Below are 14,082 nucleotides of genomic sequence, written 5' to 3'. Positions count from 1 at the left end.
GCCTCGACCGCGCTGGATTCGGCTGATGCGAGGGACATTTGCCCATCGTTTCCGGACCGGGGCCCGGCCTACCGTGAAGTGGTGGAGATCAAGGGATTCTGCACACTGTGCAAGTCGCGGTGTGGGGCGTTGTACACCGTGTCGGACGGCCGAATCGTCGGGGTGCGGCCGGATACCGACCATCCGACCGGCGGGTCGATGTGCCCGAAGGGCCGTTCGGCCGCGGAGATCGTCCACAATTCCCGCCGGTTGACCACACCGCTGCGACGAACCCGACCCAAGGGCGATCCGGATCCGGGGTGGCAACCCATCGGCTGGGACGAGGCACTCGACGAGATCGCCGGGCGGCTGACGGCCCTGGCGGCCGAGCACGGACCCGAATCGGTCGCCTTCGCGCTCGCCACCCCGTCGGGGACCGGACTGTGCGACGGCATGGAGTGGGTGCAGCGCTTCGTACACGGATTCGGCAGCCCGAATACGGTGTTCAGCACCGAGATCTGCAACTGGCACAAGGACATTGCCCACCGCTTCACCTTCGGGACCGGGATGCCGGTGCCTGATTACGCCGAGACCGACCTGACGATCATGTGGGGCTTCAACCCCGCCAAGACCTGGCTCGCGCAGTCGAGCGCCCTGGCTGCGGCCCAGGAGCGCGGCGCGCGGGTGGCGGTGATCGACCCGCGCCGGTCCACCACCGCGCTGCGCGCCGACCATTGGCTGCGGGTGCGTCCGGGCACCGACGCCGCCCTCGCGCTCGGCCTGGCCAACCAGTTGATTCGCGGCGGCGGCCATGATGAATCGTTCGTCCGCGCGTGGACCAACGCACCGCTGCTGGTCCGCGGCGACACCGGCGCATTCCTGCGGGCCGACGAGATCTGGCCAGGCACAACGGGGTTCGTGGTGTGGGATGAGAACGCTGCCGCGCCGCGCCCGTACGACACCGAACTGCCCTGCGCCGATCCCGACGCGGCGGCCTTGGGTGGCGACTACCGCGTCCCGGTCGCGGGCGGGATCGTCGAATGTGCGCCCGCCTTCGACCATTACGAGCGGGCCTGCCGGGAATGGCCGCTCGAACGGGTGACCCGCGAAACCGGTGTCGACCGTGCGGACTTCCTCGCGCTGGCCGACGCGATCATCGCGGCCGAGTCGGTGTCCTACTACGGCTGGACCGGAGTCGGCCAGCACGCCAACGCGACCCAGACCGAACGCGCACTCGCTACCCTCTACGCCCTGACCGGGTCCTTCGACGCGCCCGGCGGCAATGTCGTGTTGCCGGGCCTGCCGTCGAACCCGATCGCCGATCGCACCGAGTTGCTGTCTGCGACGCAGGCCGCCAAGACGCTCGGGCTGGCGCAGCGCCCGCTCGGGCCGCCTGCCCAGGGCTGGATCACCGCGCGCGATCTGTCCCGCGCGATCCTCGAGCAGGATCCCTATCAGGTGCGCGCGTTGATCGGCTTCGGATCCAATCTTCTGCTTTCCCAACCTGATTCGACGCGCACGGCCAGGGCGTTGCGTGCGCTGGAGTTCCAGGTGCACATCGACCTGTTCGACAATCCGACTGCCGCCTATGCCGAGATCGTTCTGCCGGCCGGTAGCGCCTGGGAGCGTGAGGCCTTGCGGATCGGCTTCGAGGTCGACCATCGCGCCCAGCGGCATGTGCAATTGCGGCCCCGGGTGGTGGCACCGGTCGGAGCCTCCCGCTCCGATACCGAGGTGGTCTTCGACCTGGCGACCCGAATGGGCATGGGCGAGTTGTTCTTCGACGGGGACATCGACGCGGGCTGGAATCACCAGCTGCGGCCGCTCGGACTCACCGTCACCGACCTGCGCGCGCGACCCGGCGGCATCACCGTTGCCGCGCCACAGCACCACCGCAAATACCGCACCACCGGCTTCGCCACCCCGACTCGTCGCGTCGAGCTCTACAGCGCACAGCTCGCAGCCCACGACTACTCGCCGGTCCCGCGTTTCCAGGCTCCGGCCGCGCCGACACCGGCCTTCCCACTGGTGCTGACGTGCGCGAAGAACGGCTATTTCGTGCACAGCCAGCATCGTCAGATCAGTGCGCTGCGCCGCCGCTCCCCCGACCCGCGCATCGACCTGAGTCCGGTGACCGCCGCTGAGCGTGGCATCTCCGACGGGCAGTGGGTGCGCGTGGATACCCGCACCGGCAGTGTGCGGCTGCGCGCCCGCATCGACGAGAGTCTGCACCGCAACGTCGTCATCGCCGAATATGGTTGGTGGCAAGCCGATCCTGACCTCGGACTGGCGGGGCTCGATCCGCTCTCGGCCGACGGCAGCAACTTCAACCTGCTCATCGACGACGAGAATATCGATCCCATCTCCGGTTCGATCCCGTTGCGCTCGTTCACCTGTCAGGTCACCGCGGAGCCCGCCGATCATTCGTGGCAGGGGACTCGCACCTTCCTGGTCGAGGCCGCCGACACCGTCAGCCGGGATGTGCGGACCGTGCACCTGGTACCGGAAGACGGTGCGCAGGTTCCGGATTATCGTGCGGGACAGCACATCACGCTGCGGTCGACGATCCCGGGTGACGGTGAGTCCGTCGAGCGCAGCTACTCGCTGATCGGCCCGGCGCGAAAGAATGGCCGCGACGGCTATCGCCTCGCTGTCCGGCGGGCACCGCTCGGCCGGTTCTCCGGCTATGTCCACGACACCCTCGAGGTGCGGGATCGGATCGAAATCGGTTCCCCCGCTGGACTGTTCGTCGTGCCCACCGATATCGACACGCCGGTCGTGATGATGGCCGGTGGTATCGGGATCACCCCGTTCCTGTCCTATCTGGAGACCATTGCCGCCACCGGGGGGACCGTGCCCGAACTGGTGCTGCACTACGGTGTCGCGAACTCCGCCGACCATCCGTTCCGCGAGCGGCTGCGTGAACTCGCGGCGGCCATCGGGCCTCGGTTGCGCGTGGTCACCCACTATCGCGACCCGCTCGCCACCGATGTTCGCGGCCGTGACTACGACATCGACGGCCATGTCCGGGTCACCGATCTGGATCCGGGTCTGATCGGTGCCCGTGCACGCTTTTATCTGTGCGGTCCCCCGGCGATGCTCTCCACCCTCACTACCGACCTACGCGCGCAAGGTGTTCCGCGCTGGGAGATCTTCTCCGAACGTTTCCGCGCACCGGAGCGCACGGTCTCGGCATCGCCGGACACCCGCCACACGGTCCGATTCACCCGTTCCGGCCGCGAGCTCAGCTGGAGCGCGGACGACGGCACGATCCTGCAATTGGCCGAACGATCCGGGTTGCGTCTGCCCTCGGGCTGCCGGGTGGGGCAGTGTGAAAGTTGCGCGGTCACCGTCCGCACCGGGCAGGTGTCCCACTTCGTGGAGACCGATCATCTCGACGACGGGTCGTGCCTGACCTGCCAGGCGGTACCCGCGTCGGACATCGATATCGACGCCTGAGCCGAATCGCCTCAGCGCCGGTAGCCGCGTACCGCGACGAGGATTCCGGCGATGAACACGATCGGTCCGATGATCGACCAGGTCACGGTATTGCTCATCGGGCTGCCCGAGACCACACCGAAGCCCTGCAACGACCAGAGCAGGCCGGCCAGTCCGATGATCACGCCGATCGCGACGAGGATGGGGCTGCGCATGAGGCTGCCTTCTTTCAGTTGTACCGCGGGCGCGGCGAATTCTGATCTCAGCCTAGACGCCACCACGGCGGCGGTCGTGACGGAAATCGGTGGATAGTGGACATGTGCCAACCGAAAAACCTGCCGAGCGAGACCGCACCGGCGCACCCGTCGGGCGTCGCGTGGTGCTCGGCCTGCTCACCGCCGGGGTGGCGGGCGTGCTCGGGGGCGCTCAGCTCCAGAAGGGCCTCGAGGCGATACTCGGACCGATCGGCAACCATGACCCCACCGGCCTGGTCGGACTTCTGCCGGTGGGCAACACTTTTCGCTTCTACTCGGTCACCAGCGGCGCGCCCCGGCGCGACGCGAGCAACTATCGACTCGATATCACCGGCCTGGTCGACGCCCAGCGCAGTCACACCCTCGCCGACCTGCAAGCCATGCCGCAGACGACGCTGGTGCGCGACTTCCAATGCGTCACCGGCTGGCGGGTGCCCGAGGTGCACTGGAGCGGCGTGCGACTCTCCGACCTGCTCGACGAGGCCGGGGTGCAGAGTGCAGCGAAGGCGGTGCGATTCACCTCCTTCGACGGCGCCTACTCCGAGAGCCTCACTCTCGAACAGGCCCGGCGCGCCGATGTCCTTGTCGCACTGGAGATGATCGACGGACCGGTCAGCCACAACCACGGCGGACCGGTGCGGCTGTACGTCGCGCCGATGTACGGCTACAAGAGCTGCAAATGGCTTTCCGGGATCGAACTGACCAGCGAGGTGGTCCCGGGCTACTGGGAGCACCGGGGCTATTCGATCGACGGCTGGGTCGGACAATCGAACGGACGCAGTGATGACCCGACCAGCTGAGGCAATGGATCTGCACCGGTTCAGCCGCGCCGAACGCTGGGTGCACTGGTCGACCGGAGCCCTCGTCCTGATCTGCATCCTCACCGCCGCGATCCTGTACAACGGTTCCCTGGCGGTGCTCGTCGGCAACCGCGGCATCGTCGAAACCATCCACGTCTATTGCGGATTCGCCCTACCGGTCCCGATCCTGCTGGGCCTCGCATCCCGCGCCTACCGCGCCGACCTGTCCCGCCTCAACCGCTTCACCAAGCCCGACTGGCTCTGGCTCCGCTCCAAACGCCGCCGCCTGGCCGGCACAGAAGTAGGCAAATTCAACGCCGGCCAAAAACTCAACGCAGCCCTCAGCGCCGGATCGATCCTCGTCCTGCTCGGCACCGGCACCGTCATGTACTTCCCCGACTGGACCCGCCTGGCCTGGCGCACCGGCGCCACCCTCATCCACGACTGGTTCGCCCTGGCCTTCGGAATCCTGGTCGTAGGCCACCTCATGTACGCGCTACGCGACCGAGAAGCCATGCGCGGCATGCTCTCCGGGTCGGTGCGGAAATCCTGGGCGGCGGACGAACACGAACTGTGGGCAGCCGAGGAGGGCGAGAAGTCCTGAGAAGCTCGGCAAGTCGTGCTCGACTCCGGTAGAAGGATCAGCAGCGGTCGGATCTCGAATCGCCGGCGAGTTCGGCGGCGGCAGCTACCAGGCGCGCCCGGGAGCGATCCCCTGTCTCGGCCTGTACGGCAAGGTGATCCATGGCTCTGCGGTAGGGATCGAGTTCGTCGGGACGATCCAAGTAGGCCGCGCCGGTCAACCGGGGCAGGCACACGATATCGGGGAGTGCGTCTCCGGCGAACCGGAGCATTGTGAACGAAGTGCCCACGGCCGCATGGCCACTGGCGAAGAACGGCAAGACCTGGATTACGACATTCGGCCTGCTCGACATTTCCACCAAGTGCTCCAGTTGAGTACGCAACACCTGCGTCCCGCCGACCGGTCGATGCAGGACGGCTTCGTCGAGCACCGCCCAAAGGGTAGGTCCGCCGCTTGGACCGAGAATCTCCCGACGCCTGCGGCGCAACTCCACCCTGCGCAATTGCTCGGAAGGGCTCCAGTACCCGAGAGTGACGACCGCACGAGCGTAATCATCGGTTTGCAGCAGCTCAGGAACCAGCAGGCATTCGAAGGCACGGATCATCGTCGCTGCGGCCTCGAGTGCGAGATCGGCTTCGGAAAAGGGCGGCAGCACGCCACGACGCCGACGCGGTGACAACGAGTGCACACCCGGCTCGGCCGAATCCACCACCCCCCGAGCGGTTTTCCACAGCCGATGCCATGCCCTGAGATCGGACAATCCCCTCGGGATCCGGGACGGTGAACCGGCCAGTTCGATCAGAGTCAGAAGCACCGGCACCACAGATTCGAACCTGGCCGGCACGTTCCTCCCCGCCCGCCAGTCACTGATTCGCTGCACCGAAACCCGGCAGCCGGAGCCCTTGCCGCGGGCCGCCCGCATCCGAGCCGCCGCCGCTGCGGCGACACGATCCAGTGTCGGATTGTCGGCGGCTTCCCACAGCTCGGCAAGACTGACGGCGAACAGACTCCGCGGCCCGTCTCCGCCACGAGTTCCATCGTGTGAAACTCGCTGTTCAGAGTTCCTCTCCACCATGAAATCGTAGGCCTGATGCACTTGCAAATACAAGAGCAGCTACACGAAAGATGTTGCAGCGCTTAATGATTGGGAACCGCAACCGAGACGACCAGGCCCACGTCCGACACCCGCCAGCGGCGACCACGGCAGGATGCTGCCCACAACATCAAGATAGCAGTCAGCGCATACATAGAGCAATATCAAGACTTAGATACCACTAAAATTAGTCGCACCATGTGGCCTACAGTGCCCACGACAGGAGAATGGTCGACTGTTGTCCCCCTTAGTTAAGCCTTGTTACACTGCCAACCATGCCAGTCGGCCACCCGGAGCATTTCGCAGTAGTCGTGCGCGAGCGCCGTCGGCAGCTCAACCTCACTCTCGAGGCAGTGAAGACCGCCGGGGGACCCACGGTGCCGACAATGGTGCGAGTCGAAGCCGGAGGGCTGGAGGATCCACGACCGAGCACCCTCGCGAAGCTCGATCAAGCACTGCAATGGATTTCGGGCAGCGCCGCGCGAGCTTACTGGGACGGCGAGCCGCCACAGTCGGTGACGGCGCGCGTCCCACCCGTGTTGGATCCCGGCGTCGCGGAGATCGCGTTGCCGCTGGACCTCGTACTCGAATTGATGACCACACAACGCCGGCTTGCCGAACTGACCAGCGGACCCGCACTCGACCGGGATCAGGCCCGAGCCATCAGCACCGCGTTCGACTCACAGGTGAGCACCATCGTCGGGATGTTCGTCACCGATCTGCTCGAGCGCAACCACACCGAAGGCGAGCCTGCCGCCCTGCATCCCTTGCTCGCCTTCACCTTCGGCGAATTGCTGGACGTTCCCGTGGGCGGCGACGGAGAATCGGATGAGAAGCTGTACCGGCGCTGGCTGGCAGGCAAGCAGCCGGACCTGACCGGCGACCTCGAACGGGAGTTCCAGCATCGACTGGACCGCAAGCTACGGACACTCAGAACCCATGAACGGTAACGTCGTTCCACCACTCGACAGACGAATCGATCTGCTGTTCGCGACCTTTCATCGACGCTCGGAACCCGAACAGAGCAACGACGAGGTCGCACTGCGACTGCGCGACCGCGGCGTCGTATTGACCGGCGCGACGCTCGATGAGCTGCGGCGAGGCGCGCAGACGGGCGATCGAACGATACTGGCCGCGCTGGCAGAACATTTCGGCGTCGCCACCCGGTATCTGACCGACGATGGCCCCGACGTCGTCGAATTGCACTCCCAGCTCGAGCTGCTGGCCAAACTGCGCGACTTCGGAATCGGACGGATGGCCCTGCGCGGCCACCTCGTATGCGGCGACGGCCCGGCCCCGCTCGAGATGACGGCACTGCTGGACTCGCGATGAGACTTCACAAGCGCCCGAATTCCCTTGTGAAGCAGGTGCATCAGCTCATCGCCACCCTCACACTCCCGCGACCGTGGCATCTCGGAACCTTCACCCGTCAGGTCGCCGAGTTGGTGGGCAAACCGATCGAGCTCGCGCCGATTGCCGGGCTCACGGCCAAGGGATTCCCGTGTGGAGTGATGCTCGAAGGCACACAGACCATCGTCGTCGCCTACGACGCCGACAGCTCGGCCTTTCATATCGAGCACATCATCCTGCACGAACTCGGCCATCTGCTGCTCGACCACACCGGTTGCGTCTCCGAACAATCCACTCGCAATGCCGTCGAGATCCTCTTCCCGCACTTCGACCCCGACAACGTGCTGCGCGTGCTGGGACGCAGCGACTATGACAATCAGATCGAGACGCAGGCAGAACTCTTCGCCTCGCTGATCATGTACGAGGCGCGGCGGCGGCATCCGGAATCATCCTGGGAACAAGCGATTTTCCGCAGCTGAAACCATGAGGGCGTTATGCAGGCGAACTGGGCTTCCTGGATTTCGCTGTCGAGCTTGATCTTCGGATCGACTGTCATCGTCGTCCGGATGATCTGGTTTCGTTCGACCATCGTCGATCGCGCGATGAACCTCTGTCTCACGACGTCGGCGCTGCTCGCCGCATCGCGTCACCCGATCATCGAACATCTTGCCACCATCGGACATCTGCCCCCGACGACCGTCACGCAACTCGCGGCACCGGCCTACGCTTTGACCTGCGGCACAGAGATCATCGTCGCGATGAACGCCAAGGGGACCGCGTTCCCTCCGGCCGCCGCATACGGCTTGGCCGCCGTAAGTGGTTCGGTCGCACTGGGCTTCGGTACACCAGCGCGGGAACATCACGTCATGCTCGACCGGCAAGGCTGGTGGGAACTCGGCTACTGGCTGTCGGCCGCGCCGATAGCGTTGCTCGTCTGCTGGGCGTTGGGCAGTGTCAGCATCTCTCGTCTCCGCGAGACACTCCCCGCACCCGAACGACGCTTCTACACCTGGGTACTCATCGGCACGGTCGCGCAGACCGCGTACCTCTTCAGTGCGGCACTCGCCGCTGCAGGGCACGCCATGGCCGGTCACTATGCCGGATCTGTTCGCGTCCTGGACCTCACCAACCGGAGTGCGCCATATTTCCTGACCATGCTGGCCGCAATCTTGATGAGCATCCCGCTGGCCGGTCTGCTAATCGAGCGTGCCGGGCTGGATCGCTGGTCACGACACCGGAAACGACTGTTGCCGTTATGGCAAGACCTGACCGATACCTGCCCGCATGTCGTCTACACCCCGCCCGGACTACCCGAGCACAGCATGCTCCTGCTCCACCGCACCATCATCGAAATCCGCGACTGCATCCTCATCCTGACGCACTACATCACCCCCAACCCACCCGAGATCGACGCGGCGATCGAAGTCTCGGGACACAACACCCAAGCCCTGCGCCGCGCAGTTCAACTCGCCCGTGCGCTGACGACCAAGGCCGAACGAACACCGGTATCCGACCGCATCCCCGGTGCGCCCTCACCCTGCGCGGATATCGAGGACGAAGTACGCGACCTCACCGCTCTCGCAACCGAATGGAACTACGCACGCCAGCTCGCAGCCAAAAGCGTTGCACGGCAGGCAGTTGCACGCATCGGACCCGTCGGCGAGCAGTAGGGCGGGATCCGCCCGGCGGGCGGCCGATGTCAGGTTTCGACGGGCATCATCGAGGTCCGAGCGCGGCGCGGATTTCGACCGCGAATTGTTCGTGGCTGCTTCGGGTTCGATCGAGGAAGTCCCGAATCAGGATGAGCTCGGGTTCGCTGTAGGCGGCGAGACGTTCGCGGCCGCGGACGATGCGGGCCGCGAGGACCGGCGTGATCAACTCGACGATGCGGGCGGTGGGGTGGACAAGGATGCGTTTGCCGTGGGAGGGGTCGGGGCGGCGGGTGGCGTAGTCCTTGGCTTCGAGGCGGCCGAGTAGCGCGGTCACCGAGCCGGGCGTCAGGTGCAGCCGGGTGGCGAGGTACCCGGCGGATCGGGGGCCCTCGCGCATGATGACGTCCAGGCAGCGCAGATCGTTGCGGCCGATGCCGAGGTAGTCGGCCAACGCCCGGTCACTGTCGTCATGCGCGGCCTGCAAGGCCGCCAACTCGTTCGCCACCTGCGCTTCCAGCTGTGCCTTCGAATCGGATATTTGACCGTCAAACATAATCCGAGGATACTATGTTTGATGATCAAACATCTTGGGCGACGCGAACGCCACATTCTGGTGGGCGTTTTCCTCGCCATCGTGATTCCCGCGATGATCGGCTACGGGCTGACCGGGTCGCCGCTGCTGGTGGTGTTCGCCATGCCCTCGGTGGTGGCACTCGCGCTTACGGCCGCGTCGCCGAACCGTCGCTCGATCGCGGCGGGACTCGGGATCCGCCGCACTTCGGTCGGGTCGATCTGTCTGGCCATCGCCGCGGCCGTCGTGCCGATCGCGGTCGGGGTCGTCGTGCTCGTCGCCTGCCGACTGGATCGCTTGCCGGCCACCACGGACTGGCTGCTGCCGATCGGCGCGTGGCATGTACTGAGCGGCCTGCGGCAGGGCGTGTTCGAAGAAATCGGCTGGCGGGGGTTTCTGCAACCGCAGTTGACCGCGTTGTTCGACATTCGGCGGGCCGTCCTGCTCACAGGCTTGGCCTGGGCGGTATTCCACTACGGCTTGATCATCGGGGGCGGGGCGCCCGGCGGGGCTCCACTGTGGCTCTACCTGCCGATCTTCACGTTCACCCTGATCGCGGTCAGCGTCTTCGCCGGATATCTGCGGCAGATTACCGGAAGTGTTTGGCCCGCAGTCGCTTTACATGCCGCCAATAACATCGCCTCGGGCTATGTCGATCAGTTGCTGATCTCGGGGTCCCATCCCGCCGTGGCCGAGATACTCGGCGACACAACGGGATTGCTCTGCTGGCTGATTCCCGCCTGGTGGGCGTGGACGCGGCTGCGCCGGATCGACGCATCGAATGCAATGACATCCATTGAGAGGGTCGAGAATTCATGACGAAGCGTTCCCTTGCCGGTGGCTCCCCACTTCGAGTCCGCAATCACGTCTACGGACTACGAATTACTCATGTTCGAGGCGCTCCCCCTGAGCAGCAGGACGCCGGTTACGAACTCCCAGACCAGGATCGGGTAGCAGCCGCCGCGTTCCCAGGTGCCGTCCGGTAGCAGGTTGATCGAGGTGCTGGAGCGATCGATCATGAGCAGTACGAGGGACAGGATTCCCACGACGCCGGCGGTCACGGTGAACACACCGAATATGTTGTGCCCCCGGAACTTACGCAGGTACAGACCGGCGACGATGAGTGCGACGTTCCCGCTGATCGCGGCGATCGCGCCGCCGAGGACATGGAACTTGCCGGTCCCGTTCGCGGCGGCCTGCTCGGAGCCGTGGAAGGTGGCGATCAGCGTGAATCCGATGGCGTAGCCGATCGCGAGCAGTAGGAACGCCCGGCGACTCGCGCTGGGCGCGATCGCTCGCGTGAGGAGGATGGCGGCTACCAGAAACAGGATTCCCTGCGAGAGAAACATGAAGTTCGCGACGGCGGACAGGGGCGAGTCCATGGCACGCCCCTCGAAGGTGCCGGGATCGGGCACTCCGAGATCGCTGATGTAGTTGTGCGCGTAGCTGTATCGCGGACGGAAGCGTGAGGCGGCAAGCGCCTCGAGGCAGAACCACAGGATGGCCGCCACGATCAGAAGCACACCGGCGACCCGGGGCGGACGAGGACGATTCCAAGGCCTCGCCGGAGTCTGGAGGGTCTCGCTCATAGGGGTGCACACTCCTCGTGGCATAACGTCATTCTCGAACAATCAAGTGACCAGGGATTCACTTGTCGCCGCTTTGAGCCCGAACGTAGCACTAGAGGACGCTTCCCTGCGGGAGGCCCCACTGCCCGCCATTCACAAAGCGGGTAGTCGGAATCCCGCAGCCCGACTACTGGGCAGACACGCGCCGCTGGCCGATGACCTTCGAGGCAGGCAGACGACCGGCTTTGGCTGTACCGCTGAGATTCTCACCGGCGACGGTGACCGCGAAGGCGAGATTCAAACGCATGGGCTTGGTCACCGCCTGCTGCCAGGTGAGCTGGTCGCCGTCGAGCACGACATCACGCAGTGGCACCTGCTCCCCCGCGCCCTGAGCGGTTCCGGACAGCAGATCACCGTCTCGGCGCAGCTCGACTTCGGCCTTGATTTTCCCGATCGGGGTCGAGATGGTCAGGTCCCAGGTTCCTTCGACGGACATGTTCTTCCTCACTGGTGTCGGGTTCAAAAGTGTTCAGAGAGTTGCGGATTCGGGGCCGCGATTGCTCCAGACGGTGCCGCGGCGCTCGTACGCGAACAGCTTTTCCACCGCGTGCGCGATCCGCGGGCCCACTTCACGTTCGAGCAGGTAGAGGCCCAGGTCGAGTCCGGAGGTGACGCCCGCACCGGTGACGAGGTCACCGTCATCGACGACGCGTGCGTCCACGGCGTGCGCACCGGTGGCGTCGAGCATGTCCAAGCCCAGATGATGGGTGGTGGCGTAGCGGCCTTCGAGCAAGCCGGCCATCGCCAGCACCAGCGATCCGCCGCAGACGGCGGCGACGGTCACTTCGGGGTTCTTCATCGCCGCTGCCAGCAATCCGGGCAGATCCGTATTCAGGGTGCGGCCCAGCAGCACCGGAATGAACTCGTCCTGCTGCCATTCCCCGTCCCCCATCTCCTGGTCGGGGACCTCTCCCGGCTCACCGACGCGGCCCGAGGCACCCGGGATCAGGATCAGGCCGGAGCGGCCGGGGTCGAGGGTCGCGGTGGCGTGCAGCTCCAATCCCCCTGTGCCACCGATTACTTCGCGCGGCCCCTCGGCCGAGACCAGTTCGACGCTCACCATGCCCGCCGACGCGGTGCCGCCCGCGTACAGGACTTCGAAGGGGGCGATGACGTCGAGCGGGTCGAAGCCATCGAACAGGACGATCTGGACGTGCATACGCGCTCTCCTCGAGGTGACAGGCCCGGTCTGCGCCGGGTCGCCCCAGACGCTATGCGGGTGCCGAGCCGGTCCCCAGTGGCAATAGCGACATAAACCAACGGATTAGTGACATGTCGACGTTTATGCCAACTGAGCTGTATCGATCAACATATTTTGGATGGCTTCCGTGCCGCTGACACTCGGCGATCGAGTAGTTTCTTGCCATGCACACCGTCGCTGTCCTCGCGGTGGATCACGTGATCCCCTTCGATCTGTCCACGCCGATCGAAGTCTTCACCCGCACCCGCCTGCCCGACGGCCGCCCCGGGTACCGGGTCCGCGTGTGCGCCGAGAAACCGGAGATCGACGCCGGTGCGTTCACCTTGCGCGCCCCTTGGGGATTGGACGGATTCGAGGGCGCGGACACCATTTTCATCCCCGGCACCGCCAACCCCGCCACCCCGCTGTCACCGGCTGTCACGGAAGCACTTCAGGCCGCGGCACGTGCGGGTACCAGGATCGCTTCCATCTGCACCGGCGCTTTCGCCCTGGCAGGCACCGGACTCCTCGACGGTCTGCGCGCGACCACACACTGGGTCGCGGCGGCACCGATGGCTGCCGCGTACCCGCTGGTCGAAGTCGACCCGGATGTCCTCTACGTCGACAACGGCCAGTTCCTCACCTCCGCCGGCGCCGCGGCAGGACTGGATCTGTGCCTGCACATGATCCGCCGCGACTACGGTTCGGCAGTCGCCGCGGACGCCGCCCGCCTATCGGTGATGCCACTGGAACGTGAAGGCGGACAAGCACAATTCATTGTCCACAGCTATGTTCCCGCCCCGGATGGCTCAGCTCTCGAACCCCTGCTCACCTGGCTGCACGAGAACCTGCAAGCCGAACTCTCGTTGTCCGACATCGCATCCCATGCCGGGCTCAGCACCCGAACCCTCATCCGCCGATTCCGCGAGCAGACGGGCACCACTCCACTGCAATGGCTGCATCACGCCAGAATCCAACGCGCACAACACCTTCTGGAATCCACCCAGCATTCGGTCGAACGCATCGGCACCCAGGTCGGTTTCGGCTCACCGACCGCCTTCCGTGACCGCTTCAAGAAGACAACGGGCGTGAGCCCCAACAGCTATCGCCGCTCCTTCAGCTGAGTGCAAGCGCGATCAGCGAAGGCCTCCGCCGAAAGCACCACACGGCGATGACCGGGTCGCAGATGGCGCAACCCAGCGAACTGTTGTGCGCGAAGGGCAATATCGGATGGCCTTTGAGGTAGTGGGCGATATCCCACGCCGTGTGCAGCAGCCAGCCGATACCGATGAAAGTCCAGGATTCCAGCCCACGGTAGGCGACGAAGGCCATCACCGCGACGAACGGCAATTCCCAAGGGCCGAAACCACCTCCGCTCAAATACGCGGCTCCGGCTCCGGCCACCATGATCGCGTTGAAGCGCCTCCGATGCGGTTGCTTGATCAACGACATCAGCAGGCAGTAGATGATGCCGAACACGACAGGCAGGACGTAGTTCACAGGATCGTTCTCCTCCGAGGGTGCCGACCACTCGGACCAGGCGATTGCCGTTGC

Annotated in this window: 16 protein-coding genes; 9 read left to right on the top strand and 7 right to left on the bottom strand. The window is 65.4% G+C overall.

What is annotated here, in order from left to right; genetic code table 11:
* Positions 1-81: 81 nt before the first annotated feature.
* A complete protein-coding gene (locus OG300_RS06235; RefSeq protein WP_405493045.1) occupies positions 82-3,438 on the top strand; it encodes a molybdopterin-dependent oxidoreductase in 3,357 nt (1,118 codons plus the stop codon).
* Positions 3,439-3,449: 11 nt separating this feature from the next.
* On the opposite strand, the gene OG300_RS06230 is transcribed toward OG300_RS06235, so the two are convergent.
* Complete coding sequence (locus OG300_RS06230; protein WP_405493043.1) at positions 3,450-3,632, bottom strand: hypothetical protein; 183 nt, start codon at positions 3,630-3,632, stop codon at positions 3,450-3,452.
* Positions 3,633-3,736: 104 nt separating this feature from the next.
* Between OG300_RS06230 and OG300_RS06225 the strand changes: the two genes are divergently transcribed.
* Positions 3,737-4,471, top strand: coding sequence for a molybdopterin-dependent oxidoreductase (locus OG300_RS06225; protein ID WP_405493041.1), 735 nt, complete (start codon positions 3,737-3,739; stop codon positions 4,469-4,471).
* The gene (locus tag OG300_RS06220; RefSeq protein WP_405493039.1) at positions 4,455-5,075 is read left to right on the top strand and encodes a cytochrome b/b6 domain-containing protein; all 621 of its coding nucleotides are present in this window, start codon (positions 4,455-4,457) and stop codon (positions 5,073-5,075) included. The genes OG300_RS06225 and OG300_RS06220 overlap by 17 nt, the downstream gene beginning before the upstream one ends.
* Before the next feature lie 37 nt (positions 5,076-5,112).
* Here OG300_RS06220 and OG300_RS06215 read toward each other — a convergent pair whose 3' ends face one another.
* On the bottom strand, positions 5,113-6,150 hold the full coding sequence (locus OG300_RS06215) for a DUF5753 domain-containing protein (protein WP_405493037.1): 1,038 nt from the start codon (positions 6,148-6,150) through the stop codon (positions 5,113-5,115).
* A gap of 272 nt (positions 6,151-6,422) precedes the next feature.
* Between OG300_RS06215 and OG300_RS06210 the strand changes: the two genes are divergently transcribed.
* From OG300_RS06210 to OG300_RS06195, 4 genes are read left to right on the top strand one after another with little or no spacing between them, the layout of a single operon-like run.
* Positions 6,423-7,097 (top strand): hypothetical protein, encoded by a 675-nt coding sequence (locus OG300_RS06210; RefSeq protein WP_405493035.1) that lies wholly within the window; start codon positions 6,423-6,425, stop codon positions 7,095-7,097.
* Complete coding sequence (locus tag OG300_RS06205; RefSeq protein WP_405493033.1) at positions 7,087-7,479, top strand: hypothetical protein; 393 nt, start codon at positions 7,087-7,089, stop codon at positions 7,477-7,479. Before OG300_RS06210 ends, OG300_RS06205 begins: the two co-directional genes overlap by 11 nt.
* Positions 7,476-7,976 carry a hypothetical protein gene (locus tag OG300_RS06200; protein WP_405493031.1) on the top strand — a complete coding sequence of 167 codons (501 nt, stop codon included), beginning with the start codon at positions 7,476-7,478 and terminating at the stop codon, positions 7,974-7,976. The genes OG300_RS06205 and OG300_RS06200 overlap by 4 nt, the downstream gene beginning before the upstream one ends.
* Before the next feature lie 15 nt (positions 7,977-7,991).
* Complete coding sequence (locus tag OG300_RS06195; protein WP_405493029.1) at positions 7,992-9,167, top strand: DUF6545 domain-containing protein; 1,176 nt, start codon at positions 7,992-7,994, stop codon at positions 9,165-9,167.
* 46 nt (positions 9,168-9,213) lie between these two features.
* On the opposite strand, the gene OG300_RS06190 is transcribed toward OG300_RS06195, so the two are convergent.
* Positions 9,214-9,702, bottom strand: coding sequence for a MarR family winged helix-turn-helix transcriptional regulator (locus OG300_RS06190; protein ID WP_405493027.1), 489 nt, complete (start codon positions 9,700-9,702; stop codon positions 9,214-9,216).
* 21 nt (positions 9,703-9,723) lie between these two features.
* On the opposite strand from OG300_RS06190, the gene OG300_RS06185 reads away from it, so the two are divergent.
* Entirely contained in the window at positions 9,724-10,539 is an 816-nt protein-coding gene (locus OG300_RS06185; RefSeq protein ID WP_405498486.1) for a CPBP family intramembrane glutamic endopeptidase, read from the top strand.
* Between the two features lie 56 nt (positions 10,540-10,595).
* On the opposite strand, the gene OG300_RS06180 is transcribed toward OG300_RS06185, so the two are convergent.
* From OG300_RS06180 to OG300_RS06170, 3 genes are all read right to left on the bottom strand, one after another.
* Positions 10,596-11,309 (bottom strand): DUF998 domain-containing protein, encoded by a 714-nt coding sequence (locus OG300_RS06180; RefSeq protein ID WP_405493025.1) that lies wholly within the window; start codon positions 11,307-11,309, stop codon positions 10,596-10,598.
* A gap of 166 nt (positions 11,310-11,475) precedes the next feature.
* Entirely contained in the window at positions 11,476-11,784 is a 309-nt protein-coding gene (locus OG300_RS06175) for a hypothetical protein (protein ID WP_405493023.1), read from the bottom strand.
* Between the two features lie 33 nt (positions 11,785-11,817).
* A complete protein-coding gene (locus tag OG300_RS06170; protein ID WP_405493021.1) occupies positions 11,818-12,507 on the bottom strand; it encodes a DJ-1/PfpI family protein in 690 nt (229 codons plus the stop codon).
* Positions 12,508-12,713: 206 nt separating this feature from the next.
* On the opposite strand from OG300_RS06170, the gene OG300_RS06165 reads away from it, so the two are divergent.
* Complete coding sequence (locus OG300_RS06165) at positions 12,714-13,652, top strand: GlxA family transcriptional regulator (protein WP_405493019.1); 939 nt, start codon at positions 12,714-12,716, stop codon at positions 13,650-13,652.
* Here the strand turns inward: OG300_RS06165 and OG300_RS06160 are convergent.
* On the bottom strand, positions 13,645-14,028 hold the full coding sequence (locus OG300_RS06160; protein ID WP_405493017.1) for a DUF6010 family protein: 384 nt from the start codon (positions 14,026-14,028) through the stop codon (positions 13,645-13,647). The two genes, OG300_RS06165 and OG300_RS06160, sit on opposite strands and share 8 nt — an antisense overlap.
* Positions 14,029-14,082 lie beyond the last annotated feature (54 nt).

It is taken from the genome of Nocardia sp. NBC_00511 (assembly GCF_045161165.1).
Lineage (GTDB): Bacteria > Actinomycetota > Actinomycetes > Mycobacteriales > Mycobacteriaceae > Nocardia.
Note: the sequence above shows the minus strand (reverse complement) of the source record. Positions and strands in the feature narration are given on the sequence as shown.